Here is an 18,874-nt window from a genome sequence, read left to right on the forward strand (position 1 = left end):
TAAAAATTGAATAAAGTTATTTATAAATGAAATAAAGATGTATGCACATTGTACTCGATTTTACTGCATACTAGGAGTGGATATTTTTGGATTCAGGTACACATTTCGTTATGGGTATTGCCCTTGGCGGTCTTGCATTAGCTGACCCTATAGTAGCAAATCACTCAATGACCTTTACTGCCGTCATGGCAGGTACGATAATTGGCTCACAAGCTCCGGATGTTGATACTGTGTTAAAACTACGCAATAATGCCATCTATATTAGACATCATCGTGGAATTACACATTCACTACCGGCAGTAGCTATATGGCCGATCTTAATTACAGCTGTTATATCCCTTATTTTGCAAGACGTAAATGTGTTTCATTTATGGCTTTGGACTTTTTTAGCTGTCGCTCTTCACGTCTTTGTAGATATTTTTAATGCATACGGCACACAAGCAATACGGCCGTTTTCCAGAAAATGGGTTGCTTTAGGTGTCATCAATACATTTGATCCGATTATTTTTTCCTTACATTGTTTGGGTATTGTATTATGGGCTTTTGGAGCCAATCCTGTTTGGACATTTGGCATCATGTATATCATGATCGTGATTTATTATATGTTACGATTCGCTGTTCAAAAAGCAGTAAAAAATGCTGTCCACAGTACAATACAAGATGAAGAATATGTTATCGTAGCACCAACTATGCGCTTCTTCCATTGGCGAATTGCCGCAAAGTCTAAAACACATTATTATGTTGGCCGGGCTTACGGCAGGACTGTTAATATTTATGATAAATTCGAAATTAAACCTTTACCTAAAACTGCCCTTATTCATGCAGCCATGAAAGACCCCAATTTAGCTGCCTTCGTGTCGTTCTCCCCAATGTACCGATGGGAGATTTCTGAGCTTGAAAACGGCTTATTGGAGGTACGTTTAATCGACCTGCGTTATCGTAGTGACAATCGCTACCCATTTGTGGCAGTAGCACATTTAAATGACGATAATGAAATCGTTACATCTTACACAGGTTGGATTTTTACAGAAGATAAGCTTCAGAAAAAATTACAAATTGGTGCAAGTAATTAAGCAGTAAACCCTGACCAATATTGGTCAGGGTTTTATTATTGTATCATATCATCGCTAGCATCTAGGAGGTGGGCATATTTTGGATTGCGCCCTGCAAAGGCATGTAGTTTATCACCATAGCTTGTAATTAATTGACGGACAAGATTCTCTGTATAATCTGCCCCTCGATAATCATATCCTGCTTTTGCTGATGTTGATTCAAAGTCGCTCCATAATAATTCAATCCAGACACGGGCACGTCCAACTGACATTTGTGGATTTTTTGCAAGCAATTCTGCTGTCAATTTTTCAATTTTTTCTTCCACTTACTTGCCCACCTTTACAGGAGACAGCATAGATACAGGTAGTGCCTCTTGGTATTTGTCACCGCCTAAACGATGTCCCCATGCAAAGCGTCCCTTTAAATAATCGACTTGGAAAAATTCATTATCTGAACGATCAATACGATACATTTCTCCAGGAACAATTGTGTCTAAATCTACTAAATAAGCCGCTGCCATTAATGCTTTACGCTCATATACAGCAAATTCATTAATGATTCCAAGCTGTTCTGCCTTTCTTGCCTTTTCTTTTAAAAACGCAATTTCCTCACGCAGTTCATGCTCAGACATCGCAGCATAATTCTTCTCGTTCATTCCTCATTCTCCTTCTCTTCTATAAAACGGTCTATTACTTCTATAGGAAAACCCTTTTGATAGAGCGTCTGCTTTACCTTCATTTTTAGCTCATAACCAGTATACTTCGATACGTACTTTTTCCAAACTTTTTCGCCTTGTGCATCGAGTAATGGTTGCCAGTTATCTTCATCTTGCTCCAGCTCTATTTGATTAAGCACCTCTTCTACAATCGGAAATGCATAGCCTTTTCTTAACAGATAATCCTGAATTTTAGCCTTTACTTGTGCTGGCGTCTTTCTTTTTTCTGAACGTACAATTTTTTCCGCCAACTGCAAGGCCAATTTGATTTGTTCTTCAAAACTATATGTGGCAAGCACCTCATCTTGAAGGTTTTTATCAATTCCTTTTTTAATGAGATCTTGTCTAATAGCTCTCGGTCCCTTTTTCATTGTCGCCTTTTTTGTATCAAGTAAAGCTTTGGAATAGTTTTCATCATTTATAAAGCCATACGATTTTAATTTCTGAATCGCTTCTAAAACTACCGCTTCACCAAATTCTAAGGTAAGAAGTTTTTTCTTAACCTCGTGCTCACTTCGCATTTGATAAGAAAGAAAGTTTAATCCTTTATTAAATGCCTTCCGTATTTCATCCTCGTAGGCAATTTCCTGAATTTCAAATTCATCAAGAACCTTCCCCTTTGTTAAACCAAATTGAAGAAGAATAGCCTCGTCAACAGGAAATGCATATTCTTCATTTAAGTAGATATTATAACGTTCAGGATTGTTTTTTTGACGTGCAATTTTCGTAATCATACGCATAGCCAACACCTCACTCGTCCATTATAACATTTCTTTTTATGGTATCTGTTATTCGATGCTATTCATCCCTCTTCTTCTACGGTCACTTTAGATGTTCGCATACGTGTTAAATGATACACTTAGTAGTAAGTGTAATTTTGAAAAAAGGGGTGCTTTTTATGAAAATTGTGATTGCGGGTGGAACTGGTTTTGTGGGAAAAGCTTTTATTAAGCTAGCACAGGAAAACGGTCACAATATTTTTGTCTTAACTCGGAGTGCATCTTCCGAAAAAAATGGCATTCATTATGTACAATGGTTGCAGGATGAGTCACTACCAATAGAGGCATTAGAAGGAGCAGATGCCTTTGTGAATTTAGCGGGAGTTTCTTTAAACACTGGTCGATGGACAAAAAAACAAAAGAAGGATATTTATTGGAGCCGGATGCATGCGACACTTGAAATAGTGCGCATAATGGCAGAGCTCACGAAAAAACCTAAAGTACTGGTTAATGCAAGTGCCATAGGTTTTTACCCCCATTCTTCAGAGGCTATTTATGATGAAACATTTACTGATGCGGCGAACAATTTTTTAGGCACGACCGTTCATGATTGGGAACGACATGCGAAACGAGCAGAACAATTAGGAATTCGTGTCGCCCTTGCACGCTTTGGGGTCATTTTAGGTAGAAAGAGCGGTGCATTACCACCAATGCTATTACCATATCAAATGCATGTTGGCGGAACAATCGGCTCTGGTAAGCAATGGCTTTCATGGGTACATATTGAAGATGTAGCACGTGCTTTATATTTCGCCATCCTTCATGAAAATATTCATGGACCTTTCAATGTAACAGCACCTCATGCTACGCGCATGAAAGAATTTGGGCAAACAATCGCAATGGTCATGAACAAACGACATTGGTTGCCTGTGCCTAGTTTTGCTATACGTTTGGCGCTTGGAGAACAGAGCACTCTTGTTTTAGAGGGTCAACATGTACGACCAGTAGTGTTAGAAAAGCATCATTTTACATTTAAATATCCTCATTTAACAGAAGCACTTGAAGACTTATTAATTGATCAGAATTAGTGGATAATTTATAGCTATTTTACGCATCCTAATGAAAAAGAAAGGATGCGTTTTTTATGTGGAAACAACATATTGTAGGTGCGGTAATCGCTACGTTTATTATTGCCGCAGGTATTAGCATTAATCCATATTTTGCTGCAGGTTCTGATGAACATCATTGGGGCTTTAAGCGTGCAAAAAATGGTGAACAGGCAGAGGCTGGTGCACAGCTAGATCAATTACTTGATAAATACGGGGCTATTTATAAAGGGAAGGCAGATAAAAAAATTGCCTACCTAACATTTGATAATGGCTATGAAAACGGCTTTACCGAAAGTATTTTGGATACATTGAAAAAAGAAGATGTACCTGCCACTTTCTTTTTAACGGGGCATTATTTAGACAGCGCCAGTGACCTAGTAAAACGTATGGTAAAGGATGGACATACTATTGGGAACCACTCGTATGGCCACCCTAATATGGCTCGACTTTCACCAGAAGGTATGCGTGCAGAATGGCGAAAATTTGATGGGAAATTACGTGAATTGACTGGCATAGACCGCACAACCTATGCTCGCCCACCAGAAGGAACTTTTAATGCAAAACTGCTAGAAGTAGGAAATGCGGAAGGATATCGTCATATATTTTGGTCTGTTGCCTTTAAAGATTGGATGAAAGATGAACGACGTGGTGCAGATTATGCCTATAATGCGCTCATGGAGCAATTGCATCCAGGTGCCGTTATTTTAATGCATACTGTTGCACAAGATAATGCCGAAGCTTTGCCAATGTTCATAGCAGAAGCAAAAAAACAAGGCTATACCTTCTTATCACTTGATGATTTAGTATTAGAATATGAAGATTTCCCTGTTGCTTTGCAATCGTCTGCTCCTTCGTTATAATGGGGAGATGACATTATAAAGCAGGGACGTGGAACGTTTGACGCAGCAAACAACAATGACCGTGGGACAACAATTCCCACTAATAATAAAAAGACTAGGGATCAACGGAGAAGGTGTAGGTTTTTATAAAAGAAATGTAGTATTTGTCAAAGGAGCTATTCCTGGCGAAGAAATTACAGCTCAAGTTACGAAAACACAACGTAATTTTGCTGAAGCTGAGATTTTATCCATTCGTAAAGCCTCTAAGCACCGCCAGGAAGCACCTTGTCCAGTCTACAATGAATGTGGTGGCTGTCAACTTCAACATATGACATATGAAAAACAGCTAGTGGAAAAACGTGATATTGTCATCCAAGCTTTAGAGCGTTATGCGAAACCTCTAGCTGAAACAGTGGAAGTACGAAAAACACTTGGAATGGATAATCCATGGCATTATCGTAATAAAAGTCAATTTCAAGTACGTAAGGAAGGCAAGCGAGTATATGCAGGCTTATTTGTTGAAGGCAGTAATAAGCTACTAAATATTAACGATTGCCTTGTACAGCACCCTGTCACTTCTAAAATTACTGTTGCAACACGTAAGATTTTACAAAAATTAAATATCACTATTTATGATGGACGAACACTTGATGGCTTAGTGCGTACGATCGTAGTACGTACAGGGATACGTACAGGCGAAACACAAGTTGTACTTGTAACTACTCGTAAAGAAATTCCTCATTTAGCTGAACTGATTACACGGATTAAAAAAATCGATCCTAGCATTGTCTCCATTGCACAAAATATTAATCGTGAGAAAACTTCTTTAATTTTTGGCGATGAGACAATAGTTCTTGACGGTAAAGAAACGATACATGAAGAGCTTGGCGAATTGGCCTTTGACTTATCGGCTCGTGCTTTCTTCCAGCTTAACCCCACACAAACAGTTCATCTATATGATGAAATTAAAAAAGCAGCTGCATTAACAGGTAAAGAATCAGTAGTGGATGCATATTGTGGAGTTGGGACTGTGGGACTTTGGCTAGCCGATCAAGCGCAAGAAGTTCGCGGGATGGATATCATTCCCGAAAGTATTCAAGATGCCCGTAAAAATGCTCGCAACCATGGCTTCAAGCATACCAAATATGCTGTTGGTACTGCTGAAAGTGTTTTAGCAAAATGGCGCAAAGAAGGCTTTACACCAGATGTTATTACAGTAGATCCACCACGTACAGGTTTAGCACCCGAGTTTATCCAAACCGTGCTTAAGCTTAAACCAAAGCGTTTTGTTTATACATCTTGTAATCCATCTACATTAGCAAAGGATTTACAGCAACTATCGAAGCATTATCATATTGAGTATATTCAACCTGTTGATATGTTCTCACAGACAGCGCAGGTAGAATGTGTTTGCTCCATGGTTCTTAAAGCAGAACATCGAAAATGATATTTCCTTTGTAAATTTTGGCGACTTGATTAGGCGTAGTCTGCGTTTTGTAGACTGCGCTTTTTTCTTTTTTGATAGCTATTTCTACAGTTTTCTTCTCTAATAAATATAGCCGAACATTTGAAAAACCAAATGAAAAACGTTGAGTGACTGTCACCGATTGTCGATTGATTTTAATATGTTTACATTGTGTTATAGTCTTGGGGGGCCATGCAATTATAAGGAGGAAAAATGGATAACATTCAATATTTATCACAATTTAATCTACTTAATTCGCTCTCAATGGAAGATTTAATAGAGATGGAACAATTAACTTTAATAACGACCTTTCCGAAAAACACTTTTATTCAAACACCAGAAACTTTTTCGGAAGGGCTATACTTTGTTAAAAAGGGGAAGTTGCGCCTGTATAAAGTAAATGCTCAAGGTAAGCAATTTACTTCGGATATACTCAACGAAGGTAATGTATTTGGGGAAATGGATATTATTTCATTTGGTACTCGAGAGAATTATATTGAAACAATAGAGGAAAGCCATATTTGTTTGATGAATAAGGAAAGATTTGAAAATTTTTTAATTCAGCGGCCTCAATTTATGATGACATTATTAAAAGTACTAAGTAATCGAATTATCGGTATGAGTCAATTAACGCAAAATCTAGCTCTTGGGAAACTACATGACAAAGTTTTATATGCGCTTATTAAGCTATCTGATCAGTTTGGACTTACGGGTAATGATGAGTATTACAAAATAGATTTTCCTCTTTCACATCAAGAAATCGCCAATTTAGTTGGTGCAACCAGAGAAGCTGTAACTGTGGTTTTACAAGAACTTGTTAAAGAAGAAGTCATTAAGACAGGATTTAAAACAATCTATATTCATCGAGAAAAGCTTTTGGAGAGGAACATTTCATAGGCTGAAAAAATGCTGGATAGTATCAAGTAGCATAGAGATTTTCAAATTGAGTTGTAAACAACATTACATCTTCCTTCTAGAAAAAGTTGTATCGTATAACTACATACAAAATATATTACGATACGGAGATGACATAATGGAAAACACACCATTTCAAAAATTGCAAAGTGAATTAGATATAGCAACTACACATATGGAAAAGGTGCTCCCAAAGGAAGTGCTGGATATATTCGAAAAATCCATTCATGATTTACGTACATCTGATTCGGGTAGGGGTTTAATAGCTGGAGTCAAAGCTCCTGACTTCACTTTAGTGAATTCTACAGGACAAAAGATAACTTTGTCTGAAGAAATTTTGAAAGGTCCTGTTGTTCTTATATTTTACCGCGGTACATGGTGTCCATTCTGTAACCTTGAGTTGAAAGCATACCAGCGAATGAATGATGACATTGAGTCAATTGGTGGCCAATTGATTGCAATTAGCCCGCAAACTCCAAACTATTCTGCATCTGTACAAGATAAAAACGCATTAAAATTCCATGTTTTAAGCGACTTGCAAAATAAAACTGCCGAAAAATATAATCTGAAATTTAAAATACCTGAGTATGCGTATCCTATCTACAGATCGCTTGATATTTCACTCGAAACATTTAATGGTGACCATTCTTGGGAACTTCCAGTACCAGCTACTTATGTAATCGACAAAGCAGGAATTATCCGTTTAGCTAGCGTGGAGGTAGACTATAAAAAACGTATGGAACCTAGTAAGGTGATGCACTTTCTCCAATCACTTTATTAGCATCCTAGAATTATAAAAATATGATGAAATAAAAAACAGTCTCTCAGTTACCACATTCGTTTTGGTTAAGGAGAAGTTGGAACAGAGTCGATTGATAGCCGCCAAATTAAACAATATAATCGTTAACAATGGTTATTTTGCTATTTATTAGGTCATTTAATCATAACTGGTAGAATGTGTTGCAAAGCTGGTATTGAAAAATAAATAATCATAAAAAGGACGTCTCAAAAGAAATGGAGACGTCCTTTCTTTATGTTGCACAGCACGAGCAGCCTGGTGGATGACGGACGGTCCAGAAAAGTCGATACCTCAACCATTACCCCAGGATTTAAAAGATTTTTAAAGCTTCAATTTTCAGCTTTTATAGAAAGATGTTTGACACGTAAACTTTATACTTTTACCTTTAACCTTTAAGCCTTTAGGTTATTTTTATTGTAAGATTCATTTGTGTAAGGCATGTTTTATGTTTAAACTCACACACATGCCTTGAAGCGCGAGCGACTCTTCGTTTTCCGTTTTCGCAAGGCCATGCATATCTCTTTAAGCTTGGACTTCAATAAATGTTGTGGCATTCGATTCAGATAAGACTGCATCGACCTCTGATTCGAACTCTTCAATCCGACTACTTAATGTCTCTATTTGCTGTTTGACATTTAGTGGATCAATGATTTCAAACTCATTTCTTTTCATAAATGTGTCCGTATGTAATTTTACTTCTTCCGGAGATTGTTTATCTTTATTGCCTAATATATTAATTAAATACGTTTCCAGTTTAGCCGGTAATGCATCATTTTCTTTGGCAACTGTATGAATAGCGGAACGATATTGATGTTGCATGACTTCTAGCAAGTTCTTTTCATATTGAATAGATTGTTTCCGCTCAATGGCCTCCGCGACAGTCATTTCTTCCTTGCCAACGATTACCTTTGTGCTGGCATTCGATTGTACAACTAAAGCTTTTATTTTATTTCTATAGCTAATTAAGCCCATTACTTTATCGTAGGATGCTTGCATTTGTTTTTCATACTCAACTATTTCTATTCCATTTATTTTCTGATTACTTTTACGATTGGCTACTACAGAGCTAACCTCATTTGTTGCCCCTTCAATGCGTTGCTGTAGCATTTTTAATTCTGTTAAAGCGCGATGAATAGATAGTTTTTTCTTTTCGGTCATGATAAAACCTCCTTCTTAAGCAAGTGTTCTTTCATTATATTTAAAAATAGTAGTAATGTCCAAAATATCCCTTTTTATTTTTATTGATTTCATAAGAATTTATCTGTATAATTCTTTTCTAGGTGCCAAACCTATGTAACTTGGACGGAACATCCTTGTTACGCAAAAAACGCCATAACAGCACGGATTTGCTGGGCGTTTTTTTGTTTTTGAGCGGGAGATGAGCCCCGCTCTTTTTATTTTGCCATTGATGTCTGTTTGTTCATTTGACGTCCAAATATGAGTAATATGAAAGCCACAACTAGCAACAGCATTGCTACAAGTAAAAGGAAGCTATAGTTTTTTACATATTCTAAATAAACTCCACCTAAAAACGGTCCAGTTAAACTACCTATACTTAGGGCAATTCCACAGAGTAAATTCCCAGTAGGTAGTAGCTCCTTTGGCGTTAAATCTGCCATAAATGTAATCCCCAAAGAGAACATCGAGCCAACTAGTGTACCCGTTAAGAAAAACGCTATAGCGACAGCCAATTGTGAATGTTCTAAAAAGCTGGCAATTGCGAAAATAATAGCGCCACCAAATGACCCTACCATCAAAATATTCCGTCTCCCAACTTTATCTCCCAGTGCACCTAATGGTACTTGAGTTAAAATACCACCAAATGTAAAGACTGATAAAATAATTGGAATCATGCCAACCTCAAAACCTTTACGCAGTGCATATACGGGGAATAATGCATTTAATGAAGATTCGAGGAACCCGTATACAAAAGGTCCTAAAAAGGCAATCCAGCCAAATAAAATAGCCATTTTGTAACGCTTCCACCCTCTTGCATGTAAATCACCTGTTAAGCGCTCAGGTTTTTCATTTTGTAAGAAGAATACAAAAGACCACGCAATTAAACACATGACTGACGAAACAATAAATGGTAAAGCTTCACCTATTTCAATCAACTTTACCATAAGTGGCCCAACAGCAAAGCCTATACTAAAGGACAAGCCATAGATAGCCATCCCTTTTCCCAAGCTTTTATGATCAGCAGTACTAGTAATCCATGTTTGGGTGGCATAATGCAAGGCATGGTCCCCAACACCAATCAGTAAACGAAGCACAAACCAAAATGTGACGCTTTTCCATAAAGGAAATGCCAATAAGGAGATAAAAACAAGTGCGCCACCAATTAAAATAATCGGTTTATAGCCCCATTTTCGTAATGGCTGCTCGATAAATGGTGAAATTAATAATGTCCCTATGTATAAGCCCGTTGCGTTTAAGCCATTTAATGCTGAGGAAACGCCATCACGTTCAAAAATTATAGAAATGAGCGGTAATAGCATCCCTTGCGAAAAGCCCGATATGGATACAATTATTACTAATATGGTGAATCTTTTTTTGCTGTAGTCTGAGAAGTATGTCATCTTTTCCTCCAATCAATCTCCCAAAGAACAGCATACCAAAAAGCCTTAGCGCTCACCACATGTGATTTTACGCTAAGGCTTAACGAATACTTATTGTCATTTAATTGTATAAACACGAAATTCGGCTTTTGATTATTACCGAGTACTTGTTTAAACTCCCTCCTTTTCGAGTTAGAGTATTAAAGATGTTTTCGATCAGCTCCTTTACTTTATCTTAAAACAACTTTAACATACATACTCAATATTGTAAATATTCCGTCTACTTATTTTTAAAATTAATCGCTTAGTCCTAGGTGTCTACCTAAACATTGAAATTTCAGCCTAAATCAGCTACGATGAAAGGGATGAAATGAGGTGTATGTATGTCCAAGCCAATCACTGATAAAAAACAGCAAGTAACCTATTTAAGAGAGCGTCTTGAAATGTTTTTAGAAGTATTAGATGCCCTAGATCCTGAAACAGCAGAATTAGATGATATTGATCGTTTAATTCAAATGATGGATGACTTAGAAGATAAAATGGAGCAATTTAATGCTCGTGAACAATAAAGATTAAAAAACAAGCGAGCACAACGTATGCTCGCTTGTTTTTTAATGACAGTCCCAATTGTAAAGAACATTGCTAAAGTCCTTATTTTTTAATTCTTCCTCAGTAATAAAGAAATTGCCAACTCCACAATCGCCCCATAATATATCATCCCCCACACTATCTATTTGCAATAGCAAAATTGTAGAGTCTGTATAATCACCGTATGCACGTGGATCTTCTTGTGTAAAGAAAGGATAACCACCTATTTTATGTCCATCCCCAGTTAAAGCATCATAAAAGGCATCTTCTAATGTTTCGTTATCTTCAACCGTCGTTATGATATTACTGTAAATTTCATTGGCTTTGTAATCATCAATCGATAAGGGTTCAAAATCTGTTTTAAAGGATAATGTCATTTCACGCTCTACTGGAAAATACATTTCCTCATCTTCCTTTTCTACAAAAGAAAAATCTTGTATAAGCTGCGCTTCATCATGTATAACGGTATCATGAAAAATGACACGGAAACCTTCTTGATTTTTTCCATTATCAAAGTCCATTCCTAATACATCGTCATAGCCATCAATATAAAACTGCAATATCCCTTCTTCTGGGAAATCCGGCAAATGCTTCGGCAATTCGGCAAAATTAACTTGGGCTAAAAGCTTTAGTGGTTGTCCACTTGCATTTTTAGGATATTCCATTGCAATTGGGAAATAAGGGTCCCCCGCAAACTTACTTTGAAACAAGGTTGTTTTCCCAGCATCTGCATCAATAAGGACAACAGGCTTCATTGTTTCCTCTATTAGTGGTCTGTATAGTTCAAATTCTTCCGGTAATTCAAGTAAAGTTTTAGCAGACATACAAATTCCTCCTAATTGTGGGTTATCATTATTATAGAACAAACGTTCTAAAAAAATCAACTCTCTATTAAAATACTATTAAACTATGCGTAAATTTAGCCCTCATAAGTAAGGCCTCTTTTTTTCATTAGTTGAAAAGAGTATAATGTTACGTGGAAATAATCAAATTTTCTATGGGGGGCAATACACGAATGAATCTACAAACTTTGGAGAAAAGTCTTTATGATTTAATTACTGAAACATCCACGAATTTACCTAAGGATGTACGTCGTGCGATTAAAAAAGCAAAAGAAGCTGAGAATGCTGGAACACGTGCGGCAATGAGCTTAGACACAATCTCAAATAATATTATTATGGCAGAAGATAATGTATCACCTATTTGTCAGGATACCGGTCTTCCAACTTTCAAAATTTATACACCAGTGGGCGTAAACCAATTAGAAATTAAAGCTGCGATTAAAAAAGCAATCAGTGATACGACAGCGGATGCAAAACTACGTCCAAATGCAGTGGATTCATTAACTGGTGCCAATAGTGGTAATAACCTTGGCGATGGTTTACCAGTTATGAAGTTTGAACAATGGGAAAATGATTACATTACGATTAAATTAATTCTAAAAGGTGGCGGCTGTGAGAACAAAAACATTCAATACAGCCTTCCATGTGAAATAGATGGTCTTGGTCGTGCAGGTCGTGACTTAGATGGTATCCGTAAGTGTATTTTACACTCTGTATACCAAGCACAAGGTCAAGGCTGTTCTGCTGGTTTCATCGGTGTTGGTATTGGTGGAGATCGTTCTTCTGGCTACGATTTAGCAAAGGAACAATTATTCCGTCATGTTGAAGATACGAATCCAAATCCTGATCTTGCCAAATTAGAAGAGTATGTGGTGAAAACTTCTAATACATTTGGTATCGGTACAATGGGCTTCGGTGGTGAAGCAACATTACTAGGATGTAAAATTGGGGTTATGCACCGTATCCCAGCTTCCTTCTATGTATCTGTAGCATATAACTGCTGGGCTTACCGTCGTATGGCTGTGGACATCGATCCTCAAACTGGTGAAATTATAAAATGGCACTACCAAGAAGGTGAAAAAATTACTTTCAAGGATGAAGTGGCTGCTACAACAGAAGATAACACAACAAATGTAGTAGAACTTACTGCACCAATTACAGAAGAACAAATTCGTTCACTAAAAGTTGGAGATGTAGTTTCTATTACAGGACGTATGTATACTGGTCGTGACGCTATCCACCATCATTTAATGAGCCATGATGCACCAGTGGATCTAAATGGACAAGTTATCTATCACTGTGGTCCAGTTATGGCAAAAGATGAGGCAGGCAATTGGACAGTAAAAGCAGCTGGTCCAACTACTTCTATTCGTGAGGAGCCATATCAAGGCGATATCATGAAGAAGTTCGGTATTCGCGCTGTCATCGGTAAAGGTGGTATGGGACCAAAAACATTAAAAGCTCTTAATGAACATGGTGGCGTTTACCTAAATGCTATCGGTGGAGCAGCCCAATATTACGCAGACTGCATTAAAGGTGTAGATGGTGTTGATTTAATGGAATTCGGTATTCCAGAAGCTATGTGGCACTTAAATGTTCAAAAATTCACAGCAGTTGTAACAATGGATTCACACGGCAACTCGTTACACGCAGATGTCGATAAATCCTCTTTAGAAAAACTTGCATTGCATGCAGAAAGAGTTTTCTAATTAAATATAAGTAAGCAGTAGCCCTTCTGACTGCACACTTTTATAAGGCACAGAATATTCCTAGTGAATAGACTGTGCCTTTTTCTGTTAATAAAAATCCCTTTTTTTTAGCTACCCTCTTTATTTCTATAAATTCCTTTGTTATAATAATTCTAAATAATATACATGGTAATTGAAATCCATTTTCAACTACACACCATATTAAATTGTTTATAATTAAAGGTTTTTGATATTGATTTTCATTATCAGGAGGGATATGAATGGAATACTCTAATCGAGAAAATATAAATTTAATTGAGAAAATAAAGGAACATGCAGAATTAATCGCTGCGTTAATCGCTGGTGTATTCATCTTACTTGCATGGCGTTTAGATACTAGCGGACAAACAACCGCTTCTGTTCTTCTTTATGTCATTGCATTTTGTGTAGGTGGATTTGCCAAGGCAAAAGAAGGTATTGAAGAAACAATAGAAGATAAGAAATTAAATGTTGAGCTACTAATGGTATTAGCAGCTATCGGTTCCGCAGCCATTGGTTATTGGACAGAAGGTGCTATTCTTATTTTCATCTTTGCAGTAAGTGGTGCACTTGAAACTTATGCTATGAATAAAAGTCATCGTGAAATATCTGCATTAATGAATCTTCAGCCAGAAGAAGCCTGGTTAGTTCGAGGCAACTTTGAGCCAATGAAAGTATCCGTTTCTACATTACAAATTGGTGACCATTTATTAATCAAACCTGGGGAGCGTATTCCAGCCGACGGTATTATTTTTAGAGGACAGTCTTCCATTGATGAGTCAGCTATTAGCGGAGAACCATTACCCGTTTTAAAAAGTGAAGGTGATGAAATCTTTGCAGGTACCGTAAACTTAAATGGTGCGATTACGATGGAAATGACGAAGGCCAATTCAGAAACACTTTTTCAAAAAATTATCCAGCTTGTTCAAAGTGCTCAAAGTGAAAAATCTCCGTCTCAACAATTCATCGAAAAATTTGAGGGAACTTATGTGAAGTTTGTTTTACTTGGTGTAGCCATCATGATGTTCCTTCCCCATTTCGTACTAGGTTGGGATTGGACAACAACTTTTTATCGTGCCATGGTTTTATTGGTTGTTGCATCTCCGTGTGCACTTGTCGCAGCCATCATGCCTGCGACACTTGCAGCCATTTCAAATGGCGCCAAAAATGGTGTGCTATTTAAGGGTGGCTTACATTTAGAGCATCTCAGTGTTTTAGGTGCATTAGCAGTCGATAAAACAGGAACATTAACACAAGGTAAACCGGTCGTGACAGATTTTATTGTCCGCGATGGATTCGAATCTCAGATGGCTTTAGCTATTCTTGCAGGAATTGAAACACAGTCCAATCACCCTCTTGCTCAAGCCATTACTTCCTATGCAAAAGCGGAAGGAATTACGGTTTTACCACAAGCAACAATTGAGGATATTCCAGGTTGGGGTATTAAAGGGACCGTTCACAACAAGGAGTATCAAGTTGGTAAACCTGAATTTGTGAATGCTCAACATGCCAATGATTTTGCAAATGGCGCTGCGGCAAAACTTGCTGCACAAGGTAAAACGGTTATTTTCATCCGTGACCAAAATGGAATCGTCGCGTTGACAGCCTTAAAGGATACTGTCCGTACCGAAGCCAAGAAAGCTGTGTCATTATTAAAAGAGCTTGGTATTCAAGTAGTCATGCTTACTGGCGACAATGAAAAAACAGCAAAAGTAATTGCAAAAGAAGCTGGTGTCACAGAGTATGTAGCGGAGTGTCTACCTGAAACGAAGGTAACAGAAATGAAACGTTTGCTGTCCCAACATCAATTTGTAGGAATGGTTGGTGATGGGATCAACGACGCGCCTGCATTGGCTACCGCAACTACTGGTATTGCGATGGGTGAAGGTACAGACGTTGCGTTAGAAACAGCTGATGTTGTATTAATGAAAAACGATCTATCTAAAATCGCTTATGCAGTTCGCCTGTCTCGTAAAATGCAGCGAATTGTCAAACAAAATATTATCTTTTCTATTGGGGTAATTATTTTGTTAATTGCCTCTAACTTTTTACAAGTAGTCGATTTACCTCTAGGTGTAATTGGACATGAGGGTAGTACCATTCTCGTTATTTTAAATGGCTTACGCATGCTGAATAAAAATGTTTAATCACAAAAATGCCTCGCTTCTCTCCTACGAGAAGCGAGGCCATTTTTTTAATCCGGTCAATTCCTTATCTATTAATTTCCTTTTGTAACGCCCTTTTCTGCATTGTAGCATTTAATACTCCACCAAAGATTAAAATAATTCCCGTAAAATATAACCAGAGCATTAAAATAATAACGCCACCAATACTACCATATGTAGCAGAATAATTCGCAAAGTTATTAATATAGAAAGAGAAAGCATATGTGACCACTAACCAGGCAAGTGTAGCAAACACCGCCCCTGGCCAAACACCCAATATTTTCAACCTTGGGCTTGTATTAGGCACGAACCAGTAAATACCCATTAAAACAATAAAAATAAGTATCGGTGGTATTGACCATCTTAAATTATGCCAGACCGATTCAAATTGTTCTTCTATGCCAACGATTGAAAATAGGAAATGGCCTATTTGCTGGCCAAATACTGGCAATAGAAGAGCGACTGCAATGACAATAACAAGAGCCACAGTAAAAACAAGAGATAGCCCTCTATCTAATATACCCGCTCTTCCTTCTGTGTCGTATGCTTTATTCAAAGCTCGAATTAGTGCGTTAATACCTTTAGATGCCGACCATATCGTACCTAGTACCCCGATGGACAATAAACTACTGTTACGGTTTGTTAAAATTTCATTCAACGTATTTTCAATGAGCTTATAAACTTCATCTGGCAATACATTTACTAAAAATGAATAAACCTGCGTTGTCTCCAAATTAAGATATGGTAGTAATGTCACGAGGAAAATAAGTAATGGGAAGAATGATAGTAAAAAGAAATAAGCGAGCTGTGCGGAAAGCGCTGAAATTTCTACCCGCTTTAACCGGCCTATCAAATCTTGGACAAAGCCCTTGGATGTCATGACATCAATCGCTTCCCCCTCAGGAGACACGAATGATTTGACGAATCCAAAGGCATTTTGCATTGTTGCCTTTTTCTTTTCCATACAACTCCTCCTAAAACTACAATTATTCTTTATGAGGTAAAGTAAAAGCTGACTTTGTGTCATCAATCATACTTTGAATCGTAGTTGGCAATTCTTTAAATTCCTCTACCTTCTCTGCAATGGTGTTGACATTATCTGACACACTTTCACAAAGCACCTTCGCAGCCAGTACTTTCTCCTCCACTAGAACCTGTAATTCTTCACGATTTGTTGCATAATACGTGACAGCTTCTTTCATTTTCTTAGTTGTGTCGATTGTTTTTTCACGAGTAGTGCGATCGAGCATGCTTAATGCTGCACCAATTGCTGCTCCTGCTACGATTGATACTAATAATTTACTTTGACCCATAATAAAACCCCCTGCTTGTGTAATTGCATATTCCCTAATATTTCATAAATAAACTAGTCTACTGCCCTTATTCTACCCAATAACAGTCTATTTTTAAAGCAATGCCCAAATACGGAGTTGACATTTTTTTTATTCAATGAAATGATATGTGCGAGGAGTATGAAAGGTAGGCTAAAAAATGGATTTGTCAGTCCCGTCAAAGGAAAACGTTATTTATATGATTGATCAAATGAAGGACAAACTTCGCATGGTAAATGTCGATGCAATGAAATCGGAACATTTCGATGAAGCAAACTACGAAGACTTATCGTATTTATACGAAATGGTTATGAAAAGAGAAACATTTAGTCCAAGTGAAATGCAAGCAATTGTTGCAGAATTGGGCGCTTTACGTAAATAAGCAAATAAAAAAGCTATTAGCATGAGACAAACAGTCAGTGCTAATAGCTTTTTTAATTTATTGTGTATTCTTTGCTTCTGAGCCATCCTCAGTCACTAGCGGTTGAATAAGTACTTCAACACGGCGGTTCTTTGCACGACCTTCTGCTGTATCATTAGGTGCAATCGCTCGGTTTTCACCGTAGCCTTTTGCACTAAAGTTCTCAGATTTTAATTGTGAATTACTGTCTAATAAAACCATATAAAAATTAGATGCACGCATTAATGATAGCTCTAAATTTGATGAGAAGTTAGGACCCGCTGGAACATTATCCGTATGACCAGTAATAACAATATTACGTGGCGGATTGGATACTAATACATCCGCAAGCTCCTTCGCAATAGGAATATACTCCGGTTTAATTGTCGCTTGTCCAGGATCAAATAAAATACTATCACGAATTGTGACTAGTAAGCCTTCATCCGTCATTTCTGTAGCGAATTGACCTTCCATTTCATTGACAGCGATAAAATTATCGACACTATCTTTAATTTCAGCCAACTCCTGTTGATCCTTTAAGTAGGCTGAATTTTGTTGTGGTGTTTGGTCGCTATCTGCATTTGGACTAGGTACTGGTGCAGGCTGCTCTAAAAAGCTTGTTCCGCCATCAAAAACTTGACTAAAAACGGCTGACATTCTATCTAGCTTTTCTTGGTCTACTGAACTTGAAGCAAATAGTATAATAAACACAGCTAAGAGCAATGTTAAGATATCGGCATATGGTACTAGCCAAGACTCATCTATATGCTCATCATGCTTTTTTTTCTTAGCTTTCTTTGCCAAGGCCACCCGCCCCGCTTTCACCAGAAATTTGACGACGTTCTTCCATCGTTAAGTATGATGATAGTTTTTGTTCAATAACACGTGGAGCCTCCCCTTCTAATACTGAAAGGATACCCTCAATCATCATTCTCTTTTGTTTCACTTCTAAAGCAGATTTACGTTTTAATTTGTTCGCAAATGGGTGCCATAAAACATAACCAGTAAAGATACCGAGTAATGTAGCCATGAAAGCTGCTGAAATAGCGTGTCCAAGCTTTTCGATATCATTCATATCAGCCAATGCGGCGATTAAACCTACTACTGCACCAAGAACCCCAAGAGTAGGTGCATATGTACCTGCTTGTGTAAAAATGGCAGAACCACTAGCATGACGCTCTTCCATAGCTTCTACTTCCTCTGTTAATACATCACGGATGTAGTCTGCATTTTGTCCATCAATCGCTAATGTAAGACCATTTTTCAAAAATGGATCTTCAATTTCTGATGCTTTACTTTCAAGTGCTAATAGCCCTTCACGACGAGCTAAGTCAGCCCATTGCGAAAACATCTTAATAATTTCAATATCATTTGCTAATTTAGTTTCTTTAAAAAGAATCTTAAATAGCTTTGGTACACGCTTTAACTCTTGCATTGGAAAGGCAATTGTTACTGCGGAAATAGTACCAAAGATGATAATTAGGATAGCTGCTGGGTTATAAAAAGCTGTTAAACTTACACCCTTCATTACCATCCCTGTTAATAGCGCTATAAACGCAATTATTAACCCTATGACCGACGACTTATCCATTCTAGAACCTCCAAATCTACTATTACTCTTAATTTCGTCTATTTTTCCATATTTTAAA

The 18,874-nt window shown here is 37.4% G+C and carries 20 protein-coding genes; 10 read left to right on the plus strand and 10 right to left on the minus strand.

The window, feature by feature from the left end; translation table 11 throughout:
- Positions 1 to 86: 86 nt before the first annotated feature.
- Positions 87 to 1,073, plus strand: a complete 987-nt coding sequence (locus B3D94_RS11450) for a metal-dependent hydrolase (RefSeq protein ID WP_069482670.1) — start codon at positions 87 to 89, stop codon at positions 1,071 to 1,073.
- A gap of 35 nt (positions 1,074 to 1,108) precedes the next feature.
- Here the strand turns inward: B3D94_RS11450 and B3D94_RS11455 are convergent, their stop codons facing one another.
- From B3D94_RS11455 to recX, 3 genes are read right to left on the minus strand one after another with little or no spacing between them, the layout of a single operon-like run.
- The gene (locus B3D94_RS11455) at positions 1,109 to 1,378 is read right to left on the minus strand and encodes a YfhJ family protein (protein WP_069482671.1); all 270 of its coding nucleotides are present in this window, start codon (positions 1,376 to 1,378) and stop codon (positions 1,109 to 1,111) included.
- On the minus strand, positions 1,379 to 1,708 hold the full coding sequence (locus B3D94_RS11460; protein ID WP_008173513.1) for a YfhH family protein: 330 nt from the start codon (positions 1,706 to 1,708) through the stop codon (positions 1,379 to 1,381). It lies immediately after the preceding gene.
- Positions 1,705 to 2,508 (minus strand): recombination regulator RecX, encoded by an 804-nt coding sequence (gene recX / locus B3D94_RS11465; protein WP_083244744.1) that lies wholly within the window; start codon positions 2,506 to 2,508, stop codon positions 1,705 to 1,707. The genes B3D94_RS11460 and recX overlap by 4 nt, the downstream gene beginning before the upstream one ends.
- 158 nt (positions 2,509 to 2,666) lie before the next feature.
- Between recX and B3D94_RS11470 the strand changes: the two genes are divergently transcribed.
- From B3D94_RS11470 to B3D94_RS11490, 5 genes are all read left to right on the plus strand, one after another.
- Complete coding sequence (locus B3D94_RS11470) at positions 2,667 to 3,575, plus strand: TIGR01777 family oxidoreductase (protein WP_069482673.1); 909 nt, start codon at positions 2,667 to 2,669, stop codon at positions 3,573 to 3,575.
- A gap of 56 nt (positions 3,576 to 3,631) precedes the next feature.
- The gene (locus B3D94_RS11475) at positions 3,632 to 4,456 is read left to right on the plus strand and encodes a polysaccharide deacetylase family protein (RefSeq protein WP_069482674.1); all 825 of its coding nucleotides are present in this window, start codon (positions 3,632 to 3,634) and stop codon (positions 4,454 to 4,456) included.
- A gap of 37 nt (positions 4,457 to 4,493) precedes the next feature.
- Complete coding sequence (gene rlmD, locus B3D94_RS11480; RefSeq protein WP_193833114.1) at positions 4,494 to 5,882, plus strand: 23S rRNA (uracil(1939)-C(5))-methyltransferase RlmD; 1,389 nt, start codon at positions 4,494 to 4,496, stop codon at positions 5,880 to 5,882.
- 231 nt (positions 5,883 to 6,113) lie between these two features.
- Positions 6,114 to 6,797 (plus strand): Crp/Fnr family transcriptional regulator, encoded by a 684-nt coding sequence (locus B3D94_RS11485; RefSeq protein ID WP_291757333.1) that lies wholly within the window; start codon positions 6,114 to 6,116, stop codon positions 6,795 to 6,797.
- 136 nt (positions 6,798 to 6,933) lie between these two features.
- Positions 6,934 to 7,596 carry a peroxiredoxin-like family protein gene (locus B3D94_RS11490; RefSeq protein WP_291757334.1) on the plus strand — a complete coding sequence of 221 codons (663 nt, stop codon included), beginning with the start codon at positions 6,934 to 6,936 and terminating at the stop codon, positions 7,594 to 7,596.
- A 540-nt stretch (positions 7,597 to 8,136) separates the two neighbouring features.
- Here B3D94_RS11490 and B3D94_RS11495 read toward each other — a convergent pair.
- Positions 8,137 to 8,772 carry a hypothetical protein gene (locus B3D94_RS11495; RefSeq protein WP_069482675.1) on the minus strand — a complete coding sequence of 212 codons (636 nt, stop codon included), beginning with the start codon at positions 8,770 to 8,772 and terminating at the stop codon, positions 8,137 to 8,139.
- Positions 8,773 to 9,008: 236 nt separating this feature from the next.
- Entirely contained in the window at positions 9,009 to 10,193 is a 1,185-nt protein-coding gene (locus tag B3D94_RS11500; protein ID WP_069482676.1) for an MFS transporter, read from the minus strand.
- A gap of 362 nt (positions 10,194 to 10,555) precedes the next feature.
- Here B3D94_RS11500 and B3D94_RS11505 point away from each other — a divergent pair, with 362 nt between their 5' ends.
- A complete protein-coding gene (locus B3D94_RS11505) occupies positions 10,556 to 10,741 on the plus strand; it encodes an SE1561 family protein (RefSeq protein ID WP_008173529.1) in 186 nt (61 codons plus the stop codon).
- Positions 10,742 to 10,783: 42 nt separating this feature from the next.
- Here B3D94_RS11505 and B3D94_RS11510 read toward each other — a convergent pair whose 3' ends face one another.
- Positions 10,784 to 11,584, minus strand: a complete 801-nt coding sequence (locus B3D94_RS11510; protein ID WP_069482677.1) for a YwqG family protein — start codon at positions 11,582 to 11,584, stop codon at positions 10,784 to 10,786.
- 191 nt (positions 11,585 to 11,775) lie between these two features.
- Between B3D94_RS11510 and B3D94_RS11515 the strand changes: the two genes are divergently transcribed.
- Both B3D94_RS11515 and B3D94_RS11520 read left to right on the plus strand, forming a co-directional pair.
- On the plus strand, positions 11,776 to 13,311 hold the full coding sequence (locus tag B3D94_RS11515) for a fumarate hydratase (RefSeq protein WP_291757335.1): 1,536 nt from the start codon (positions 11,776 to 11,778) through the stop codon (positions 13,309 to 13,311).
- 260 nt (positions 13,312 to 13,571) lie between these two features.
- Positions 13,572 to 15,476, plus strand: a complete 1,905-nt coding sequence (locus tag B3D94_RS11520) for a heavy metal translocating P-type ATPase (protein WP_258269965.1) — start codon at positions 13,572 to 13,574, stop codon at positions 15,474 to 15,476.
- A gap of 64 nt (positions 15,477 to 15,540) precedes the next feature.
- Here B3D94_RS11520 and B3D94_RS11525 read toward each other — a convergent pair whose 3' ends face one another.
- On the minus strand, positions 15,541 to 16,458 hold the full coding sequence (locus B3D94_RS11525) for a YihY/virulence factor BrkB family protein (protein ID WP_069482680.1): 918 nt from the start codon (positions 16,456 to 16,458) through the stop codon (positions 15,541 to 15,543).
- 22 nt (positions 16,459 to 16,480) lie between these two features.
- Positions 16,481 to 16,807 (minus strand): hypothetical protein, encoded by a 327-nt coding sequence (locus B3D94_RS11530; RefSeq protein ID WP_025115821.1) that lies wholly within the window; start codon positions 16,805 to 16,807, stop codon positions 16,481 to 16,483.
- A gap of 178 nt (positions 16,808 to 16,985) precedes the next feature.
- On the opposite strand from B3D94_RS11530, the gene B3D94_RS11535 reads away from it, so the two are divergent.
- On the plus strand, positions 16,986 to 17,207 hold the full coding sequence (locus tag B3D94_RS11535; RefSeq protein WP_069482681.1) for a DUF1128 domain-containing protein: 222 nt from the start codon (positions 16,986 to 16,988) through the stop codon (positions 17,205 to 17,207).
- A 57-nt stretch (positions 17,208 to 17,264) separates the two neighbouring features.
- On the opposite strand, the gene motB is transcribed toward B3D94_RS11535, so the two are convergent.
- Positions 17,265 to 18,029: a flagellar motor protein MotB gene (motB, locus tag B3D94_RS11540; protein WP_258269967.1), complete on the minus strand. Its 765-nt coding sequence runs from the start codon at positions 18,027 to 18,029 to the stop codon at positions 17,265 to 17,267.
- A complete protein-coding gene (gene motA / locus B3D94_RS11545; protein ID WP_036120556.1) occupies positions 18,013 to 18,816 on the minus strand; it encodes a flagellar motor stator protein MotA in 804 nt (267 codons plus the stop codon). Before motA ends, motB begins: the two co-directional genes overlap by 17 nt.
- Positions 18,817 to 18,874 lie beyond the last annotated feature (58 nt).

This window comes from Lysinibacillus sp. UBA5990, from assembly GCF_002429815.1.
GTDB lineage: Bacteria > Bacillota > Bacilli > Bacillales_A > Planococcaceae > Lysinibacillus > Lysinibacillus fusiformis.

What these genes read in the sequence shown, in the direction of transcription:
- B3D94_RS11460 (WP_008173513.1), bottom strand. Translation starts at nt 1,708, where the DNA reads ATGAACGAGAAGAATTATGCTGCGATGTCTGAGCATGAACTGCGTGAG.
- recX (WP_083244744.1), bottom strand. Translation starts at nt 2,508, where the DNA reads ATGCGTATGATTACGAAAATTGCACGTCAAAAAAACAATCCTGAACGT.
- B3D94_RS11470 (WP_069482673.1), top strand. Translation starts at nt 2,667, where the DNA reads ATGAAAATTGTGATTGCGGGTGGAACTGGTTTTGTGGGAAAAGCTTTT.
- B3D94_RS11475 (WP_069482674.1), top strand. Translation starts at nt 3,632, where the DNA reads ATGTGGAAACAACATATTGTAGGTGCGGTAATCGCTACGTTTATTATT.
- B3D94_RS11485 (WP_291757333.1), top strand. Translation starts at nt 6,114, where the DNA reads ATGGATAACATTCAATATTTATCACAATTTAATCTACTTAATTCGCTC.
- B3D94_RS11490 (WP_291757334.1), top strand. Translation starts at nt 6,934, where the DNA reads ATGGAAAACACACCATTTCAAAAATTGCAAAGTGAATTAGATATAGCA.
- B3D94_RS11495 (WP_069482675.1), bottom strand. Translation starts at nt 8,772, where the DNA reads ATGACCGAAAAGAAAAAACTATCTATTCATCGCGCTTTAACAGAATTA.
- B3D94_RS11500 (WP_069482676.1), bottom strand. Translation starts at nt 10,193, where the DNA reads ATGACATACTTCTCAGACTACAGCAAAAAAAGATTCACCATATTAGTA.
- B3D94_RS11505 (WP_008173529.1), top strand. Translation starts at nt 10,556, where the DNA reads ATGTCCAAGCCAATCACTGATAAAAAACAGCAAGTAACCTATTTAAGA.
- B3D94_RS11510 (WP_069482677.1), bottom strand. Translation starts at nt 11,584, where the DNA reads ATGTCTGCTAAAACTTTACTTGAATTACCGGAAGAATTTGAACTATAC.
- B3D94_RS11515 (WP_291757335.1), top strand. Translation starts at nt 11,776, where the DNA reads ATGAATCTACAAACTTTGGAGAAAAGTCTTTATGATTTAATTACTGAA.
- B3D94_RS11520 (WP_258269965.1), top strand. Translation starts at nt 13,572, where the DNA reads ATGGAATACTCTAATCGAGAAAATATAAATTTAATTGAGAAAATAAAG.
- B3D94_RS11525 (WP_069482680.1), bottom strand. Translation starts at nt 16,458, where the DNA reads ATGGAAAAGAAAAAGGCAACAATGCAAAATGCCTTTGGATTCGTCAAA.
- B3D94_RS11530 (WP_025115821.1), bottom strand. Translation starts at nt 16,807, where the DNA reads ATGGGTCAAAGTAAATTATTAGTATCAATCGTAGCAGGAGCAGCAATT.
- B3D94_RS11535 (WP_069482681.1), top strand. Translation starts at nt 16,986, where the DNA reads ATGGATTTGTCAGTCCCGTCAAAGGAAAACGTTATTTATATGATTGAT.
- motA (WP_036120556.1), bottom strand. Translation starts at nt 18,816, where the DNA reads ATGGATAAGTCGTCGGTCATAGGGTTAATAATTGCGTTTATAGCGCTA.